The 19,567-nt window shown below is 50.2% G+C and carries 17 protein-coding genes, 1 pseudogene and 1 riboswitch; of the genes and pseudogenes, 7 read left to right on the top strand and 11 right to left on the bottom strand.

Translation table 11 applies throughout. From position 1 onward, the window contains the following. Positions 1-104: 104 nt before the first annotated feature. The 6 genes from rpmI (at position 105) to ACPAOP_RS10405 (ending at position 5,144) form a co-directional block, all read left to right on the top strand. The gene (rpmI, locus tag ACPAOP_RS10430; RefSeq protein ID WP_038493025.1) at positions 105-302 is read left to right on the top strand and encodes a 50S ribosomal protein L35; all 198 of its coding nucleotides are present in this window, start codon (positions 105-107) and stop codon (positions 300-302) included. A 29-nt stretch (positions 303-331) separates the two neighbouring features. Further along, entirely contained in the window at positions 332-691 is a 360-nt protein-coding gene (rplT, locus tag ACPAOP_RS10425) for a 50S ribosomal protein L20 (RefSeq protein ID WP_186885142.1), read from the top strand. Positions 692-815: 124 nt separating this feature from the next. Further along, a complete protein-coding gene (gene pheS / locus ACPAOP_RS10420) occupies positions 816-1,832 on the top strand; it encodes a phenylalanine--tRNA ligase subunit alpha (protein ID WP_186885143.1) in 1,017 nt (338 codons plus the stop codon). 49 nt (positions 1,833-1,881) lie between these two features. Further along, the gene (pheT, locus tag ACPAOP_RS10415; RefSeq protein WP_423707929.1) at positions 1,882-4,308 is read left to right on the top strand and encodes a phenylalanine--tRNA ligase subunit beta; all 2,427 of its coding nucleotides are present in this window, start codon (positions 1,882-1,884) and stop codon (positions 4,306-4,308) included. 41 nt (positions 4,309-4,349) lie between these two features. Further along, entirely contained in the window at positions 4,350-4,763 is a 414-nt protein-coding gene (locus tag ACPAOP_RS10410; RefSeq protein ID WP_186885145.1) for an integration host factor subunit alpha, read from the top strand. A gap of 9 nt (positions 4,764-4,772) precedes the next feature. Beyond that, the gene (locus ACPAOP_RS10405) at positions 4,773-5,144 is read left to right on the top strand and encodes a MerR family transcriptional regulator (protein WP_423678745.1); all 372 of its coding nucleotides are present in this window, start codon (positions 4,773-4,775) and stop codon (positions 5,142-5,144) included. A 115-nt stretch (positions 5,145-5,259) separates the two neighbouring features. Here ACPAOP_RS10405 and ACPAOP_RS10400 read toward each other — a convergent pair. The 11 genes and pseudogenes from ACPAOP_RS10400 to glyA form a co-directional block, all read right to left on the bottom strand. Continuing rightward, positions 5,260-5,850, bottom strand: a pseudogene (locus tag ACPAOP_RS10400) (methyl-accepting chemotaxis protein); the annotation flags it as partial. A 1,761-nt stretch (positions 5,851-7,611) separates the two neighbouring features. After that, positions 7,612-9,489, bottom strand: coding sequence for a potassium transporter Kup (locus tag ACPAOP_RS10395; protein ID WP_423707927.1), 1,878 nt, complete (start codon positions 9,487-9,489; stop codon positions 7,612-7,614). A 545-nt stretch (positions 9,490-10,034) separates the two neighbouring features. Further along, a complete protein-coding gene (locus ACPAOP_RS10390; RefSeq protein WP_423707925.1) occupies positions 10,035-10,565 on the bottom strand; it encodes a hypothetical protein in 531 nt (176 codons plus the stop codon). Positions 10,566-10,640: 75 nt separating this feature from the next. Further along, positions 10,641-11,072: a hypothetical protein gene (locus ACPAOP_RS10385; RefSeq protein ID WP_423707924.1), complete on the bottom strand. Its 432-nt coding sequence runs from the start codon at positions 11,070-11,072 to the stop codon at positions 10,641-10,643. A 66-nt stretch (positions 11,073-11,138) separates the two neighbouring features. Then, positions 11,139-11,933: a hypothetical protein gene (locus ACPAOP_RS10380; protein WP_423707922.1), complete on the bottom strand. Its 795-nt coding sequence runs from the start codon at positions 11,931-11,933 to the stop codon at positions 11,139-11,141. A 119-nt stretch (positions 11,934-12,052) separates the two neighbouring features. Next, entirely contained in the window at positions 12,053-12,742 is a 690-nt protein-coding gene (locus ACPAOP_RS10375) for a hypothetical protein (protein ID WP_423707920.1), read from the bottom strand. Between the two features lie 462 nt (positions 12,743-13,204). Then, on the bottom strand, positions 13,205-13,891 hold the full coding sequence (locus tag ACPAOP_RS10370; RefSeq protein ID WP_423707918.1) for a response regulator: 687 nt from the start codon (positions 13,889-13,891) through the stop codon (positions 13,205-13,207). Then, on the bottom strand, positions 13,888-15,453 hold the full coding sequence (locus ACPAOP_RS10365) for an ATP-binding protein (protein ID WP_423707917.1): 1,566 nt from the start codon (positions 15,451-15,453) through the stop codon (positions 13,888-13,890). Before ACPAOP_RS10365 ends, ACPAOP_RS10370 begins: the two co-directional genes overlap by 4 nt. A 165-nt stretch (positions 15,454-15,618) precedes the next feature. Then, entirely contained in the window at positions 15,619-16,374 is a 756-nt protein-coding gene (locus tag ACPAOP_RS10360) for a sulfite exporter TauE/SafE family protein (RefSeq protein ID WP_423707915.1), read from the bottom strand. 8 nt (positions 16,375-16,382) lie between these two features. Continuing rightward, positions 16,383-16,853, bottom strand: a complete 471-nt coding sequence (nrdR, locus tag ACPAOP_RS10355; protein ID WP_423678755.1) for a transcriptional regulator NrdR — start codon at positions 16,851-16,853, stop codon at positions 16,383-16,385. Positions 16,854-16,945: 92 nt separating this feature from the next. Next, a complete protein-coding gene (gene glyA, locus ACPAOP_RS10350) occupies positions 16,946-18,196 on the bottom strand; it encodes a serine hydroxymethyltransferase (protein WP_423707914.1) in 1,251 nt (416 codons plus the stop codon). Between the two features lie 130 nt (positions 18,197-18,326). After that, a riboswitch (ZMP/ZTP riboswitch) is annotated at positions 18,327-18,460 on the bottom strand. Positions 18,461-18,692: 232 nt separating this feature from the next. Between glyA and ACPAOP_RS10345 the strand changes: the two genes are divergently transcribed. Beyond that, the gene (locus ACPAOP_RS10345) at positions 18,693-19,445 is read left to right on the top strand and encodes an SDR family NAD(P)-dependent oxidoreductase (protein ID WP_423707912.1); all 753 of its coding nucleotides are present in this window, start codon (positions 18,693-18,695) and stop codon (positions 19,443-19,445) included. The last annotated feature ends 122 nt before the right edge of the window (positions 19,446-19,567 follow it).

Genomic DNA, 19,567 nt, shown 5'->3' with positions numbered 1-19,567 from the left:
GGAACAGATCACAATAAGTGAGAAGTAGGCATCCAAGAGCAGCGTTTATTGCTGCCACCTACCATCATATAAAACCGGAGCTGTCGTCAACGACAGATAGTGTTATGCCAAAAATGAAAACAAAGAGCTCTGCTAAGAAGCGCTTTCGTGTACGTCCAGGTGGAACAGTGAAGAGTGGCCACGCTTTCAAGCGTCACATCTTGACTAAAAAGACCACAAAAAACAAACGTCAATTACGTGGTACACGTAACATCAATGCGTCTGATGTGACATCAGTCATGCGCATGATGCCTACCGCTTAACCTCATACTCACTATTTTAAGGAGTTATTATGCCTAGAGTAAAACGTGGGGTTACCGCTCGTGCCCGTCATAAGAAAGTTCTGAACCTTGCTAAAGGTTACCGTGGTCGTCGTAGTAAAGTATTCCGTATTGCTAAGCAAGCAGTTATGCGTGCTGGTCAGTACGCATACCGCGATCGCCGCAACAAAAAACGCGTATTCCGCGCATTGTGGATTACTCGTATTAACGCAGCAACCCGTCAACACGGTATGACCTACAGCGTGTTCATGAACGGCTTGAAAAAAGCTTCCATTGAACTCGACCGTAAAGTACTGGCAGACATGGCTGTGATGGACAAACCAGCATTTGCTGCGATTGTTAATCAAGTAAAAGCCAACCTGGCTGCGTAATCAAAGTAATTTGTAGTCGTTGCGATGTGTTACATCGCTATATCAAGCGGGGCAGAGGTTGAATCCTATGCCCCGTTTTGTTTTCAGCTCATTATTTCAGCTTCAGAGTAAGCGGGAACAACGCATGAACCCATTAGATCAAATCGTCAGCCAGGCATGTGCTGATTTTCTCGCGGCACCGGATGCCGCTGCTCTTGAAAATGCGAAGGCATTGTATCTGGGCAAAAGTGGTCAGATTACCGAACAGATGAAGAGTCTGGGGAAACTGTCTCCGGATGAGCGCAAAGTGCAGGGCGCGGTGATTAACGCAGCTAAAGTCAAAATCGAAAATGCTTTAACTGAGCGCCGTGACGCTTTGGCTGATGCGCAATTGCAGACGCGTTTAAATGCCGAAGCGATCGACGTGACACTGCCTGGGCGTGGCCGTGGTATCGGTGGTATTCACCCTGTGATGCGTACCTGGAAGCGCGTTGAAGAGATTTTCCGCTCAATTGGTTTTGACGTCGCCGATGGTCCTGAAATCGAAACCGACTGGACCAATTTTACTGCTTTGAATAGCCCTGAAAATCATCCAGCCCGCTCTATGCAGGACACGTTCTATATCGATGGCAAGGATAGTCAGGGCAAGCAATTGCTGCTGCGTACGCACACCAGCCCGATGCAGGTGCGATATGCGCGCATGAGCAAACCACCGATCAAAATTATTGCACCTGGCCGCACGTATCGTGTTGACAGTGATGCGACACACTCCCCGATGTTTCATCAGGTTGAGGGCTTATGGATTGCCGAAGATATCAGCTTCGCGGATCTGAAAGGTGTCTATCTGAATTTTGTAAAAGCGTTTTTTGAAACAGACGATTTACAGGTGCGCTTCCGTCCTTCTTATTTTCCATTTACCGAACCATCCGCTGAAATCGATATCGCTTTCGGTAGCGGGCCTTTAAAAGGTCGCTGGCTGGAAGTGTCGGGTTCCGGCCAGGTGCATCCTGCAGTAATCCGCAACATGGGACTCGATCCTGAAAAATACATAGGCTTTGCGTTTGGTTCTGGCCTGGAGCGCCTGACGATGTTGCGTTACGGCGTGAACGATCTGCGTTTGTTCTATGAAGGCGATTTGCGCTTCCTGAAGCAATTCAACTAATTTTTTTGGGCAATCTGAGCCCAAGCATCTAACAATAGACGGCTGAATTATGCAATTTTCTGAAAACTGGCTCCGTACCATGGTCAATCCGAAGATGACTTCGGATGAGTTGTCTCATCTGTTGACCATGTCAGGTTTGGAAGTCGAAGAAGTGGAGCCTGTTGCTCCTCCTTTCAACAATGTCGTGGTTGCGGAGATTCGTGAAATCGTCAAGCATCCCGATGCTGATCGTTTAAATGTGTGCCAGGTTGATGTCGGCACCGGCACATTGTTGAATATTGTTTGCGGAGCGCCGAATGTCCGCGTTGGCATGCGTGTACCTTGTGCAATGGCTGGCGCTGTCTTACCTCCGGGAGCTGATGGCAAGCCTTTCGTGATTAAAGTGGGCAAGTTACGCGGCGTTGAATCACAAGGCATGTTGTGTTCTGCTCGCGAACTGAAATTGTCTGAAGACCATGGCGGCTTGATGGAATTGCCGTCAGATGCGCCAGTGGGCCAGAATTTCCGTGATTACTATGAGTTGAATGATCTGAAGTTTACGATCAAGCTCACACCGAACAAGGCTGACTGCTTATCCGTCTTAGGTGTTGCAAGAGAAGTGTCAGCCCTGACCGGAACGCCTTTGCAGATGCCAGCGACGGACGTCATTGCACCATCCTTACAGGAGGTGTTGCCGGTGAAAGTATCCGCGCCGGATCTGTGTGGCCGTTTCTGTGGGCGGGTGATTCGTGGCGTCAATGCGAAAGCACCGACTCCTGACTGGATGAAACAGCGTCTGGAACGTAGCGGACAGCGTTCTATTTCTGCACTGGTTGATATTTCCAATTATGTGATGCTTGAACTCGGACGTCCATCTCACGTCTTCGATCTCGATAAAATTCATGGCGGACTCAATGTGCGCTGGGGTAAAGCAGGCGAATCGCTGAAACTGTTGAACGGTAATACCGTTGAGGTTGATGAATGGGTTGGCGTGATTGCCGATGAAAAAGAGATCGAGTCCCTGGCTGGCATCATGGGTGGCGATTCAACCTCTGTTTCTCTGGATACGCAAAACATATACCTCGAAGCTGCTTTCTGGTGGCCACAGGCAATTCAGGGCCGCAGCCGCCGTTTTAATTTCTCTACCGATGCCGGTCATCGTTTTGAACGCGGCGTCGATTTTGAAAACATCGTCGAACATATCGAACGTATCAGTGCTTTGATCGTTGAGATTTGTGGTGGCCGCGAACAGGTCAAGCTGGGACCGGTTGATGATCAGATCATTAATCTGCCACAACGTTTACCCGTGAAATTGCGCACTGCACGGGCACAAAAAGTCATTGGCGTACCTTTGACTGATGAAGTGATTGCCGATATTTTCAAACGTCTTGGCTTGCAATTCACGCAGCAGACAGGTGAATTCCTGGTGACGCCACCATCCTATCGTTTCGATATCGAAATCGAAGAGGATCTGATTGAGGAAGTCGCGCGCGTCTATGGTTTTGAGAATATTCCGGCTTTACCGCCCGTTGCCGCTAATTCCATGTTGATCGCGCCGGAAAATCAGCGTTCCCTGTTTGATTTACGCGGGCTGGTCGCTGATATGGATTATCAGGAAGTAGTTAACTACAGCTTCGTTGAGGAAGCCTGGGAAAAAGATTTTGCCGGTAATGATCAGCCTGTGAAGTTGCTGAATCCTATCGCCAGCCAGATGAGTGTGATGCGTACCAATCTGATCGGTAGCCTGGTAGCCAATGCCCGCTATAACCTGAACCGTAAAGTCAGCCGTATTCGCGTGTTTGAAATCGGTGCGGTTTACCTGCCGGATTCTTCGGTGCAGGATGGTCCGCTGGAAGTCGCGGGTTACCGTCAACCTAAGCATCTGGGGGGACTCGCTTATGGTCCCGTCGTCGAAGAGCAATGGGGCGTGGCAACGCGGAACGTTGATTTCTTCGATGTCAAGGCCGATGTCGAGGCTTTGTTTGCACCAAAAATCTTGCGTTTCATCAAAAATGAACACGTTGCCTTGCATCCGGGGCGTAGTGCCAGCATAGAATGTGATGGCAACATTGTCGGCTTCATCGGCGAACTGCATCCGCGCTTGCAACAAAAATACGATTTGCCGCTGGCACCAGTGGTGTTTGAAATCAATACAGCCGCTTTGCAATCCGTCAAGGTACCGGTGTATCAGGAAATATCGAAATTCCAGGCAGTGAAGCGCGATCTGGCGCTTGTTGTTAAACAATCCATTTCTGTACAGGAAATGATCGACGTGTTTAACGCTGAAATAGGCCGGAATGAAGCCTGCAAAATTGTGCAAGCGATTGTTTTGTTTGATGAATATCGCGGTAAGGGACTGGAGGCTGATGAGAAAAGCCTTGCTTTCCGCTTTAGCTTACAAGATACTCAAGCTACATTGCAGGATGACAAGGTTGAGGCCGCTATGACTGCACTGACTCAGGCCGCAGGCTTGAAGTTCGCTGCCAAGCTGCGCTAAGATGATTGGCTCACGCCCTTATAGACGAGATGAGTTTGATAATGAATGACGTAAATTCCGCAGAATTTCAATCGGTGTTAGATGCCGATTTAAATCGTGCGATGCTGGAAGCAAGGGCGCGTTCTCAGGCGGAAAAAGAGTTACCCACTTTAACTAAAGCGGAGTTGGCCGAACTGTTGTTCGAGCAGGTTGGCCTGAATAAGCGCGAAGCTAAAGATATGGTGGAAACCTTTTTCGATGAAATTCGTGATGCGCTGGAACGCGGCGAAGCGGTCAAATTATCTGGCTTTGGTAATTTCCAGTTAAGAGACAAACCTCAGCGTCCGGGACGTAATCCCAAGACCGGCGAAGAAATTGCGATCACTGCCCGTCGTGTCGTCACCTTCCATGCCAGTCAGAAATTGAAGGGCATGGTCGATGATATCAGCGGTCAACCATTGGCTCACGCTGCTTAAAAGATTCTCATGACTGAAATTAAAATCGAAACAGTGACCTTGCCACCGATTCCGGCCAAGCGTTATTTCACGATTGGAGAAGTGAGCGAATTGTGTGGCGTCAAGCCACACGTGCTGCGTTATTGGGAGCAGGAATTTTCACAACTGAAGCCGGTAAAACGCCGGGGCAACCGCCGCTATTACCAGCATCACGAAGTGCTTCTGATACGTCGTATCCGCGAACTTTTATATGAGCAGGGCTTCACGATTAACGGTGCCCGCAATAAACTCGGCAACGCTGCCGGGCGTATCCATGACACGGATGAGGTCGTGGAAGCACCCGTGGATCTGCATTACATCCGTGATGAGTTGCGTTCAATACTGAATTTGCTCGCACCTTAACTCTCACACCTTAACAAATACTCAGGGGGCATTGATAGTGCCCCCTGAGTATTTGTATTCCTGATTGTCCGCGAACTTACTACGGCAGATTCCATCCGGGTTTCTGCGGTTTTTTTTAAACCATTTTGCCGCTTCTGTTTTCCAGCTTCAGCCTTTGTTCCTGACCGTGATATGCGGCATCAGGTGCGTCCTGGTAAGTTTTAAAGACACTGACCGCGTCTATCAGTGCAGATGCTTCATCTTCCAGACTTGCGGTTGACTTCGCTCCCTCATCGGCCAGACTGACATTGTGTTGCGTGATCTCGTCAATCGCTGCAATCGCCTCATTCACGCTGGAAATGCCCATGCTTTGCTCACGGCTGACGTCTGCGACGTGCCGGATCAGAGCGGTCACTTGGGCGATATTGTCGGCGATGTCCTGCATCGTTTTTCCTGCCGAATCAATCATGTTGTTACCGTGTTGTACTGCTTCGCTTGATGTGTTGATTAAGGACTTGATTTCTTTCGCCGCATTCGCGCTGCGCTGGGCGAGATTTCTGACTTCGCTGGCCACGACCGCAAAGCCACGTCCCTCCTGGCCGGCTCGGGCGGCTTCCACTGCGGCGTTGAGCGCAAGGATATTGGTCTGAAATGCAATACCATCCATCACACCGATAATTTCCGCAATTTTGTGCGTTCCTGAGGTGACCGATTGCATCGATACGATGGCCTTATTCATGACCTGTAAGCCGTGTTGTACGTGTTCTGCGGAAGTATTGGCGAGGCTGCTGGCCTGCGCCAGATTACCGGCATTCTCTTTGACGGTACTGGTCAGTTCCTCAACGGAGGTCGCAGTTTGTTGCAGAGAGCCGGCCTGCGTTTCAGTGCGGCTGGCAAGCTCTGCATTTTCATTATGGATATGATGGGCAATGTTGCTGACGTTTTCCGCGCCGGTGCGGATATTTTGTACAAGATGACTCAAGCCCTGATTCATTTTTGTGACCGCGTTAATCAATTGCGCCAGCTCATCCTGGCCAGTGCGCAGCGGCATCTGTATCAAATCTCCTGATGCGGTTCTCTCGATATTTTCAGTCAGTGTTTTGATATCTCTCGACAGCGCAAAATAGATTCCGAACAAAAAATAACTCGCGATCAGTACCAGCAACATGAGTGCGGAAAACATTTTGGCTATTTTCTGATTCAATTGTTGTGTGTGACGCGTCAGGCGCTGATCAATCAGCGTGGATACGTTATTACTCGCCGCATTCAGATTCGTCAGCGTGTCATCACCGGCTTTTAAAAATGCGTTTCCTGAGCTTTGATTGACGGAAGCCAGCACTTCATCTTTGGCTCTTTCCAGATATTGTTCTGATGTAGCGATCGCGGCTTTTATCGGGCTGAATTGCGTCTGATAAGCGGGATTACTTTTTTCCAAAGAATCCACTCTCTGACGCAACTGCACTAACTCATATTTCGCCATCAGTTGCAGTGAATTCAGCATCACATCTTCGCCAGCTTCAAATAAGCCAGTGTCGATATATGCTGCGCCACGGGCTGACATGACCGCGATTTTCTCTGCGATGGAGGGAATACCGCTCAGATAGATATTCGCCAGTTCATGCGTGACGAAATCGCTGTCGAGAGCGAGCTTGGAGGCATAAGCACGCTCCTGAATTTGCTGATTCAGGCCCTCTGATAATTTTGTGTATTCGGTAAAACTGGCGGCAGATTTTAAGCTTGCTTGCTGCCCGATCAGATCTTGCCAGCGCTTTTTTATATCGTCGCTAACGTCCTGCTTTTTCAGCATCTCAGCAATTTGCTGCTGATTGGTGTTGATCGCGTCGGCAACTTGTTTATTGCCATTGATCTGCAGGTGCTGTAATGCCCTTTGTTTTCTCAACAGCGTCAGCAGGTTCTGGTGTCCGTGTATCTGCTGTATCGCCAGTTGCTTTTCATGTGTGATGCCAACTTCTGTCCGCATTTCGATGAACAGCAGCGTCAGCACGATGAAAAGAGGAATAGAAAAAGCTGCGCCGATGAATGCGACTTTATGTCCGATACGGAAACCTTGCGTCAGACGAACGGCAGGAGAGAGGAGTTTGAGCACGATTTGCTTTAGGAAAGATGCGTGGAGGAAACATTTGGCGTGAGAATAGATCTTAAATATGACCTCGTTATGACCTTACTGAAACGCATTTACCCGCATACGGCTTAGTCTGGCGGGCGTGGTATATCTCTGTGTTCATGAGCTGCACAGCTGAGCGGGCAAGGGGTTTCGGTGGATATGCTGAGTGCACACGATTTTGGATATTTGTGTAGCATCTCTGTGGCGGATGGGGATCTGTGCAACTGCCGGAGTGATAACTTTTCAGCGATTTCCGCACAAACAGATGACGGCCGCGCGGATAGTTTGCTGGTACTGTCAACAGGGGACGATGACATCTCACCGTCCCCTTGAAACAGACTTTTGTTGAGAAATGTGCCCGGTTTAAATCTGCACCCGCGTACCCAGTTCGATCACGCAATTATTCGGCAGATGGAAATAATCGACGACACTCAGTGAGTTACGCGACATCAGCGCGAATAAAATTTCCCGCCAGTGCGCCATCCCCGTACCTTTGGTTGGCACAACGATTTCGCGGCTCAGGAAATACGATATTTCAAACATATTCAAGGTCAGGCCATGTGCCTTGCACAACTCCAGCGCTTTCGGAATGTCCGGCGTATTTTTAAAGCCATAGTTCAGTTTCACTTTCCAGAAACCCGGTGCTAAGGCTTCGACCTGTACCCGTTCTTCAAACGGCACCCACGGCACATCATGAAACTTCACCGTCAAGATGATATTGCGTTCATGCAGCACCTGATTGTGCTTCAGATTATGTAATAAGGCTTGTGGCACCGTATCTGGGTTCGCGACGGCATACACCGCTGTGCGTGAGGCGCGCGGCGTGTTGTCACCGGATAAGGCGGTCACGAACGGCAATAACTCAGGGTCACCTTTGCGTATGCTGTCGATCAATAATTCGCGGCCACGTCTCCAGGTTGCCATCACCAGAAAAATCGCAACGCCCATCGCCAGCGGAAACCATCCACCCTGCAGAAATTTCAGCGAACACGCGACGACCAGCAAGATATCCAAAGTTAAAAATACGCCGGTCGCTGTGATAGCCAAAGCGAAAGGCATTTTCCAGCCGTGATGAATCACGAAAAAAGTTAAGATGGTCGTAATCATCATCGTCACCGTCACGGCTATCCCGTAGGCAGCTGCCATCGCGGAGGAGCTGCCAAAGCCGACAACGGCAAGCAATACGCCAACAAGCAGCAACCAGTTCACGCCGGGCATATAAATTTGCCCCATTTCTTTCGCCGAAGTGAAGTTCACTTGCATGCGCGGCAGCAGCCCTAACTGCACCGCCTGCTTGGTCATCGAATATGCGCCTGAAATAACCGCTTGCGAAGCAATCACGGTGGCGATCGTTGCCAGCACGACGGCGGGTATCAACAGATGCTCTGGGAATAAGCGGAAAAACGGGTTTTCAATCGCCGACGGATCGCGCATCAGCAAAGCGCCCTGGCCCATGTAGTTGATCGCCAGCGCAGGTAAAACCATGCCAGTCCAGGCTAATTGGATAGGGCGTTTTCCAAAGTGCCCCATGTCTGCATACAGCGCTTCGGCCCCCGTAAACGCGAGCACGATCGCACCGATCACAATAAAAATATGCCAACCCTGTGAGCTTAAAAAACGAATCGCGTTCAAGGGATTCAGTGCAGCAAGAATCGCCGGTTGCACAATGATTTCACTGATCCCCGCGACGGCTAACACAGCAAACCAGATCACAATCACAGGGCCAAACAATTTGCCGACCACGGATGTGCCGTAGCGCTGCACGGCGAATAAGGCTATCAATACGCCGATAGAGATCGGTAAGACATAGGGCTTGAATCCCATTGAGACAACCTCCAATCCCTCGACCGCACTCAGTACAGAAATCGCCGGAGTGATAATGCTGTCGCCATAAAATAAAGACGCACCGAAGACACCGGTCAGCAACAGAATTAAACGCCGCTGCCCCGTATCACCAGCGGCTTTTGCTGCTAATGCGGTGAGCGCCATGATGCCGCCTTCACCGCGGTTATCTGCACGTAAGATCAGCAGAACATACTTCAGCGTCACCACCATCATCAAGCCCCAGAAGATGACCGACACCGCACCGATCAGATGCGTGGTATCCAAAGGCACACCCGTCGCGGGGCTGAATACCTCTTTCATAGTGTACAAAGGGCTGGTGCCGATATCGCCATAGACCACGCCCAGCGCACCGAGGGTGAGGGCAGCCATGCTTTCGCGGCCAGAATGTTGACTCATACAATTCCCGAAATTCAATGAACAGGAATGCACTATGCCGCGGCGGGTATCAGGAAAGCATAAGGAAAAATCAGGAATGCACTAGTAGCTGTGTCAGGCTTGCGCTTTTCCAACACAACTCAGCCCGCACCTCGCAGCGGCGCAGCTGTTGGCGAGGTGCGCAGGTTCAGCAGGGTAGATTTACTTTTTGCAGCCGACGTGTGGTTTTTGAGATAGTTCGGCGCTACTGAGCCGTACAGCAGGCGTTAAGTCAGCAACAGGATGAAACATTGCATAAGACCAGATGCGAACAGCCTAAATTCCGCATACTCCCCCCTGTTTTTAATAAAACACCCTTAATCCCAGCAGAAACATTGGGCTTGTAGATATACCCCGGGGAGTATATTTTGTGCGTTTTGAGAGTGTGGGATGCGGTGAATAGGGTACTTGACCCTGAGTAGATAGCACTGTCATCAGTTGAGGTGATAATTTTTAGAGAAAGCTTGGGGGGCAAAGCACTTCGGGCGGCGAAGTCGTTCGCTACAGCGATCTTTTATACTGGAATTTCATAAACCACCGCCATTCATGTATTTAGCGAGAACGGCTGTGGCTTCGCGTATGGCTTCTGGATCTTTGAGACTCCACTCGCGTATCACTCCAAGTGCGTTGTTGCATTCCTCAAAAATTTGGACATTGGCATCTACTGAATTGAGAGAAAACCCAGCCCGACCACGGAGTGACCCCTTCATTCGGACCCATTTGTATGAATCGCCACATTCCACTGCATAAAAAGAGTGAACTACCCGATTGCGGTACTCTTCAGCTGCATAAAGTGCTTTCCGAACATCTGTCATTTCCACTTTAGGAAGTTTGGGATGGCGTTCCGCTCGGCGGGGAAATATCTCTACCAAAAGATCAACCTTCTGCTTAAAACTCATTGCTGCCGAGACAAGGTATTGGTCTTCCTTCTCGCGCATGCGTAGAAGTACAGCCAATTCTTCGGCTAGCCATTGCTCAACTTGTTGAAATCGAACGACAGTATGACCAATGGCTCGAAGTAACGCGTCAGTTTGATCAATTAGATTACTTTCGGTCATAAAGGCTAACGTTTAAATTTGATGGGCGGGCTTTAGCCCGTCCCAGCCAAAGGAGTGAACGATTTGAGCGCATAGTTAGATTGCAGACTCCATGAATGACGATATTAAGTGCCAAGCCTCTCGGTACTGCTCAAGGTTTTCCACATTTTTCATGCTTACTTTTTCCCAATTTGCACTACGGGGCAAAGAAGTTATAAGGCTTACTGGCAAAACGTAGTAATCAGGAGCCATAACTTCCTTGCGCCCGTCTTTGGAGCCCCGATTAAGGAAAACTGCAACAACAAATTCACAATCAAAGTTCTTGATTGGGAAATCTGTTGCGCCAGTGTTCCAGCGACTTTTTACTTGTATGCGTGCAGATGTATTTTTTTCTGGATTAGTAGCGACCAGATCGTAGCCAGGCATATTTGTATATGTTTTATATGCAGGAATTCGGTGAATCAGTAGTTGACCCAATACAAGAAATTCGGCTCCTTCACTTTCTAGCCTTGTGTCTAGGCGACTCATGAATACCTCTGTTACCTAACGTTTGAAATAAGAGGGACGCTTTAGCGCATCTGGTTGATTGAATTGTTAGAATAAGCCTTTGAGCTTTGCGATAAGCCCAATCATGGCCGAAACAATGCTAAGAGCAGAAATAATCCAATGCTGCTTAATATATCCAACGACAGATTCCATGGACAAGCCATATATGTCTTTCCACGTTGCATTGGTTTTAATGCTTCCATCAGAAAGTCGTTCGAAAATATTGGCCATGATGTCCGCTTTGCGGAGCGTTGATTGATGTAACTTTACGAACTCCTTATTGGTAAATGCATCAGCTTCATCCTTACCAACCAAAAAATCCCTCGCAGTCATTTTGTTAAGCTTTATTAGATTCTCCAGCCTTGGATGATTTATGTACTTCACCCCAAAGACATCAATCAGGGCACGCGCCAGATCAAACTTTCGCTCTTCAGGTAGTTCGATTGGATTCCCACCAAGAACTTTGTATCTATGCTCAATTGCAGGAAATCCGTAATTTATATCTCGCATGTTCCAATGAATCCATGTGCAGTGCTTTGTTTTCGAGAGGTGCTGGTAGAACTCGTCAAGCATTTCTTTCTCAAGGGAGTCATAGTTTGACTCTATATTGGCGAAATTAATCTTTCTTTGCTCCGCGATCTTGTGGATAGAGAAAGACTCTGTTTGACCTGACGCCAAGTTTCGAACTGCAATGGACGTGACTCGTGGCGTTTTACCATCTGTTTTGTCGTAGAAGGACTCGCATGAGTAGTGGATGACCACGCAGGTTTCAGCTCGCTGATCTAGTTCAACTATTCGTTTGATTGCCGAGTTTCTTTTTTTGATTCTTCGTAACGGAGTCATGTGGATTCTTCTAACGTTGAAGCTAACCGACCCGCGACGGCATGATGCAGAGGGCCAGAATGAAATGAGACCCGCAGGCGATATGCCATCGCGGGTTTGGTTGAGCGATTAGTTAACCTTCACGGCACCAATCCGTATTTTCGATAATTCACAGCAACATCCTCTTTCATTATTTTTTCAATCAGCTTGTCAATTTTGGCCTGAGCTTTTTCTCGCGTGTGGGTCACTAATTCCATTAAGGTCTTATCTGGAGGTAGTGGCCAGTAGAGGTCGGGTTGATGCAGCTCACGGAAAATTTCGCATTGCGATGTTGATTTGGACTTTTCTGGAAACACCAATGCAACTTCAACATGTTCAATCTTTTCGGAGCCACTATGAGCAGCGAAGTTGTGTCTTAGGCCAATGCATCTATCGAAGATTTCGTGAAATTCAATATCGATCTGCGCTCGTTCAAGCTTTACTGGTCTTCCTTCGCATTTGGTGAAGCATTTGCCATAGAACGTTAACGCAGCAACAAATAATCCTTTAACGATGTTGTACTTCTCCCTGTCTGGGGACGCGCAATAGCTCTCGTCTTTGCCTTTTGGGCCGTCAGTATGCAGTCTTTCGATTTCCTCAAGCCAGATGCTGACGCTTCTTAAATCTTTCTCAATAAGTGTGTAGCCCGCAAGTTGATCGACGATTCTGGACTTGAGCTCCACCCGCCTGCATCGGCGACGCTTGTATGTATAGAAGCGATAGGTTTTTCCCGTGACCTTATCCATGAAGTGTTTTGATTCTATTGCCCTCGGTTTAGGTGGGAGTTTCATGGTGGAAGTTTGTGATGGTTAACACAATTTAATTTGACAAAAGTGAAGCTTAACTTGGAATGTTAAAAAAGACAATTTTCCTCAATTGCCTTGAAATTTGCATGGAACCTTGCTCTATTTTGTTATGTTGAATACAGATGCAGTTTATCCATGCGGACAAAAGCATAACGTTACCGACATCGCCAAAGCCCCGTTTATTCGATCAGGTGCGGGAACGTTTGCGTTATCAGTATTACCGCTTCGTACTTGAAAAGCCACGCGCACGGAATAAGTTTCTGCCTGCGCTGGCAACAGACAAAAATCATCCTCAAAACGGCAGGTAAACAGCCAGAATTCTGCATACTCCCCCCTGTTTTTAAGAAAACACCCTTAATCCCTGCAGAAACATTGGGCTTGTAGAGATACCCCGGGGAGTATATTTTGAGCATTTTGACGGGCTAGTGGCAGATGACGATGGTGGCGCTAGATGGAGGCGAGGCGATAGCCGACGCCGGTTTCTGTCAGCAGGTAGCGGGGTTCGGTCGGGTTGTCTTCGATTTTTGCGCGCAGCTGCGCCATGTAGAGTCGCAGGTAATGCGTGTGGTCGATGAATTCTTCGCCCCAGACATCGACCAGCAGCTGGCGGTGCGTGACAACTTTGCCGCTGCTGCGCACCAGGCGTGCGAGTAAGCTGAATTCGGTTTTGGTCAGATGCAGAACCTGGCCGTGGCGCTCGACCAGGCGGGTGCTCAGATCGATGTGTAATCCATCCAGCGTGTATTCGGTCGTGGCGGCGGGCACGTTGGTTCCCCGGTGACGCAAGGCGACCCGGATGCGCGCCAGCATTTCGCCGACGCTGAATGGCTTGGTCAGATAGTCGTCTGCGCCTGCATCCAGCAGGGCAATTTTTTCGGTTTCCTGATGTCTGGCTGAAACGATCAGAATCGGCAGATTGCTTTGCTTGCGCACATGGCGCACGAGGTCTGCGCCATTGCCGTCGGGCAGGCCAAGATCAAGCACGACGACGTCTGGCAGCGCGTGTTTTAAGATGGCGCTGGCTTCGCTGATGGAGACGGCGGTTTGGACAGTAAAACCTTCGACAGACAACGACGCCTGTATCAGTGAGCGTATCTCTTTGTCGTCTTCCACCACTAACACGCGGATGCTCATGACAACTCTCCTGCGACGGTGGGTGGTTGCGCATCTAATGGCAACTGCAAGCTGAATTCGCTGCCGCCTTCCTGCGGCTGGTTCAGCACCAGATTGCCGCCATGCACAGTTGCGATGGCTTTGCAAACGGCGAGCCCGAGCCCGGAGCCGCGCTGGCTGCTGCGATCAGTGTGATCGCCGCGCACATAGGGTTCAAAAATACTGAGTTGTTCGTGTTCTGGTATGCCTTTGCCGCTGTCTTTCACCGAGATCCGCATCCATTGCTGATGCTGATCGGCGTTGTGTTCATCAGAACCTTGTGCGCTCTGTATGCTGACGTGCAGTTGTATGTCGCCATCGGTGTATTTCAGGGCGTTTTCCAGCAAATTCGCCAGCAGTTGCGAAATCAAAACCGGATCGACTCTGACCAATGGCAGGCCTTTCGGAAGCTGAAGCTGAATGCGTTTGTCTGTGTCATGTTGGCGCACCCGTGCCAGCACGCTGCCGATGATTTCTTCTATCGATTCCCAATCCCGCACCAGTGATTGCGGTGTGTTTTCCAAACGTACCAGTTGCAGGGTGTTTTCTGTCAGCGCCGATAAATATCCGGCTTCTTTGATGATGCTGTCGAGCAGGTGTTCTTGTTCAGCCGCGCTGAGTTTGGCATGCTGAAGTTGCAGAGCGGATGCGGCACCGACCACGACGGCTAATGGCGTTCGTAAATCATGCGAGACCGCCGCTAAAAATATGCCTTGTAATTGCTGGCGCTCTGTTTCGCGTTGCGCGGCCAGAATGCTGGCGTTCAGCCGCAAACGCAAGAGCGCCTGCGCTAGTATCGTACAAAGCGCTTCGGCGTGCTGACGGCCGCTGCTGTCATTTGCCGCAACAGATTGTATGCATACAGCGCCCAGCATTTGCCCGTGCGGGTGACTATCTGCTATGGGTAAATACCATGCGTCGAGATCAGACCAGCGATTGGTGCCTGCGCCGATGACTCTGCCTTCTTTCATGCAGCATGCCATGCCATCGCGTATGGCTGCGGGTAGCTCATTGCGACCATGTAGTTTTCCGCTGGCGTCGTTCAGACCAAGCAGGTTGACGCCGGAAAAAGAATCGTCGAACGCTTGTTGCCCTAAGCTGGAAATATCTTCCGCGGTATTGCATGCGGCGAGTCGCACCGCCAGATGTTGTAATTGTCGTGCACGTTGCTCATTCAGGTGCGCGATCTCAGTTTCGCGGCGTAGGCCGGATGTCAGGCGGTGAATCACCAAGGCCAGCACCAGCATCGTGATCAGGGCAATGAAATGTTCCGACTGATCGATGCGGAAGGTCCAGCGCGGCGGCACAAAAAAGAAATTCAGCGCAGCCACCGCGGCGAGGGCGCAGGTGACAGAGTAAATCCAGCTTAGACTGTATGCAGCGATAACGACCGCCAGCACATAGATCATAGACTGGCTGGTGAGCGAGACATAAGGGTCGATCAGGGCATTGACGCCGCTGGCTAGTGCCAGCAGTAAAAAGATAGAAAAGCTATCTCTTAACGGAGAGTGTGGTCGCTGCAGGAGCTCAGTGATTTTGTTCATCTGAGCAGCGTACCATAGACGATATTAAGAACGCATCAGGATTTTTTTGCAGTTGACTGGAGTCAGCCTCAGCGCCAATTCTTGTGCCGGGATTGGCGCAAGCCGCTTTCCGGACGAAAAGACATCAGACGGAAGAGGGCGTGGCCTGGCTCAGAAAAAGCCGGACTACGCCATCAATCCATCCCACAATAGTTTGACGCCGGACAGCCCGAGTGCGGCGGTTGCGAACAGATAAAACGGACGCTCCGGTATGCGTGTCAGTAATCGCATCCCTATCCACACGCCGGCAGGCACCAGCGGCAGCAGTATCGCCGACATCGTCAGCGTGTCGATGCTGAACAGGCCGAGCGCGATGTAAAAAGGCAGCTTCGCCAGATTGATGACGGAAAAGAAAAAGACTGTGGTCGCGACAAAGGTTTCCCGTGGCTGCCGCCATGACAGCAGGTAAATCATCACCGGTGGCCCGCCCGCATGCGCCAGGGTGCTGGTAAAACCGGCACCGACGCCGCTGAACCAGCCGAACATGCGTGGCGGACGTTGTTCTGTTGTTGCCTGACCGCGATGACGCAACAGCCGGTCGAGCGTGAAGCCGACGGCGATCAGCCCTATCATTCCTTTGACCAGCCGGTCAGACATGACGCCAAAGGCCAGCGTCCCCAGCACAATGCCGACAATGGCGCCCGGTATCAGCACTCTCAGATCGCGCCAGTCGGCTTTGCCACTCCAGGCGCGGATGCCGACCATATCCATCGCGATCAGGATAGGCAGCATGACCGCTGCAGCGTCACGCGGTGAAATCCACAGCGAAAGAAAGGGAACGGCCAGTCCGCCCAATGCACCACCCAGCCCGGATTTGGAGATACCGGTGATCAGCACAGCAAAGGCGGCGACCAGCCAGCCGGCGGTGTTCATGTGTTCCATGTATTTTTTTATTTCTTGGCAGTTCTGTTATCGACATTCACTTCCTGTATCGCTTCAGCGAATTCAGAGATGTCTTTAAAACTCTTGTAGACAGACGCAAAACGGATATAGGCGATTTTATCGAGGCGTTTTAATTCATGCATGACCAGCTCGCCCAGATGAACGGACATGATTTCCCGTTCGCCGCTGGAGAGTAGTTTCTCTTCTATGCGCTGAATCGCGCTGTCGATCGCTTCTGCGGAAACCGGGCGTTTGCGCAGCGCAAGCATAAAGCTGGCGCGCAGCTTATTTGATTCATATTCGGTACGGCTGCCATTTTTCTTGACGATGACGGGCATCACCAGTTCCACCCGTTCATACGTGGTGAAACGCTTATCGCAATGTGCGCAGCGACGACGACGACGGATAACATTGCCTTCTTCGGAAACGCGGGTATCGACGACCTGAGTATCAGGATGGTGGCAGTAAGGACATTTCATGAATAGAGCCGTAGTGGTTGAGCTGTGCTGTCAGGCAGCGCAAATTAAAAAAACGCCACTCAGCAGAGTGGCGTTTTAATGACGAGCAGAAATTACTTCGCGTACACAGGGAAAGCGCTGGTCAGTTTTTTCACTTCTGCTTTAACGCGTTCTATGGTAGCCGCATCATGTGGATTATCGAGTACGTCAGCAATCAGATGACCGACTTTGATTGCTTCCGCTTCTTTGAACCCGCGGGTAGTGAATGCCGGGCTGCCAAGGCGGATACCGGAAGTGATCATCGGTTTTTGCGGATCGTTAGGGATACCGTTTTTGTTGCAGGTCATGTGCGCAGTGCCGAGAATCGCTTCTGCTTCTTTACCTGTCAGACCTTTAGGACGCAGATCCACCAGCATCACATGAGATTCAGTATGACCGGAAACGATGCGCAGACCGCGTTCTGTCAGTGTTTGCGCCAGTGCTGCGGCGTTTTTAATCACTTGTTGCTGATATTCTTTGAACTCTGGTGACAGCGCTTCTTTGAACGCCACTGCTTTACCAGCGATCACATGCATCAGCGGGCCGCCCTGAATACCAGGGAAAATAGCGGAATTGATTTTCTTGGCGATGGTTTCGTCATTGCTCAGGATGATACCGCCGCGTGGACCGCGCAGGCTCTTATGCGTGGTGGACGTGACGACGTCAGCAAACGGCACCGGATTCGGATACATGCCAGCAGCGATCAGGCCCGCATAGTGCGCCATATCGACCATGAAATACGCGCCGACTTCTTTGGCGATTTTACCGAAACGTTCAAAATCAATACGCAGTGCAAATGCAGAAGCACCGGCGATGATCAGTTTTGGTTTGGTTTCGCGCGCCAGCTTTTCCATTGCATCGTAATCGATGTCTTCCTGTGCATTCAGGCCGTAAGACACAACATTGAACCATTTACCCGACATATTCAGCGGCATGCCGTGCGTCAGGTGGCCACCTTCAGCGAGGCTCATGCCCATGATGGTGTCGCCTGGATTTAACAAGGCAAAAAATACGCCCTGATTGGCTTGTGAGCCTGAATTTGGTTGCACGTTGGCGAAGTTACAGCCGAACAGTTGTTTCAGGCGGTCAATCGCCAGTTGCTCGACGACATCGACGTGTTCGCAACCGCCGTAGTAACGTTTGCCAGGATAGCCTTCGGCATATTTGTTGGTCAGCTGCGAGCCTTGTGCTTCCATCACGGCTGGCGAAGTGTAGTTTTCAGATGCGATCAGCTCAATGTGATCTTCCTGACGCTGATTTTCTAATTGTATCGTCGCGAACAATTCGGGATCGATATTGGCGAGCGTATGGTTTTTTGCAAACATGGTTTTCCTGATTATCGTGAGGGTGAGTCGAACAAGTGAGTAACGAGTTAAACAAACGGGATTGGTGATTGTCTTCAGCGAGGTGTCAGTCTGACGCGGACGAAGAGGGGCAGCCTCACTACTTTTACCATCAGGCTACCCAGGCGCACGGCTGGGGTTAAGTTACATAACAACCCCGACATCTCACGCTTCCCGATGGATCTCCATCTTTTGCCGTTGCCTGTATCAGGATCAACCACAATTTCGCCAGTCACGTGAGACAAAATGGTGCTGAGATTTTACGTGATGCGCTCTGAATGGGCAAGCCACTCATCCGCAGATCAAAGGCATGGTTATTTTGCTAAAAAACGGGCGCTTTCGATTGCCTGAGCACGCGTATGCCCTGACCTGCAGCACAAAAGCACTTAAAATAGATAACTGACAGATATTTGTTTTGAACGACAGTACACACGGCAGACAAGCGCATTTTTTATTCAATGGCATAAAGGATTTCAGCATGATCGTATTAATTACAGGTGCAAGCTCAGGTTTTGGTGAGGAAATGGCGCGTAAATTTGTACGCGAAGGTCATCAGGTCATCGCAGCCGCCCGTCGGCTGGAACGTCTGTCTGTTTTACATGCAGAACTGGGCGACAAGTTATTACCAGTGACGATGGATGTGACGCAAAAGTCGTCGATACTGCAGGCGCTGGCGGATTTGCCTGCGGACTGGAAAACGATCGATGTGCTGATCAATAATGCCGGTCTGGCATTGGGAACCGAACCCGCCCATCTGGCGTCGCAGGAAGAGTGGGAAACCATGATAGACACCAACACCAAAGGTCTGGTCACAGTCACGCGGGCGATTCTGCCGGATATGGTGGCACGTAACAGCGGCATGATCATCAATATCGGCTCCATCGCCGGCTCGACCCCGTATCCGGGCGGCAATGTGTACGGCGCGACAAAAGCCTTTGTCGATCAGTTCACCAAAAATCTGCGGGCAGATATGGCAGGTACCGGCGTGCGTACCACGAATATTGCACCGGGCTTATGTGGCGGGACGGAATTTTCGAATGTACGTTTCCGTGGCAACGATGATGCCGCCGCGAAAGTCTATGAAGGCACGGTGCCATTGACCGCGGTTGATATCGCTGAAACGGCATACTGGATCGCCACTTTGCCGGCGCATGTCAATATCAACTATATCGAGATGATGCCGACCTGCCAGGGCTTTGGTCCGTTGAATATCAAGCGCAACCTCGTTTAAGCGGATTTTTGCTGAAATAATACTGGGGGGAGTATATTTTAAAGTCCTTTGTCGATGCTGACGTTAAGGCGAAAAAGGCAGATACTCCCCCTGTTTTGTAAAAATTATGCAGTAAATTGCGT

Source organism: Undibacterium sp. WLX3042 (assembly GCF_049544825.1).
GTDB lineage: Bacteria > Pseudomonadota > Gammaproteobacteria > Burkholderiales > Burkholderiaceae_D > Undibacterium.
This window is presented reverse-complemented; position numbering and strand designations above follow the sequence as displayed.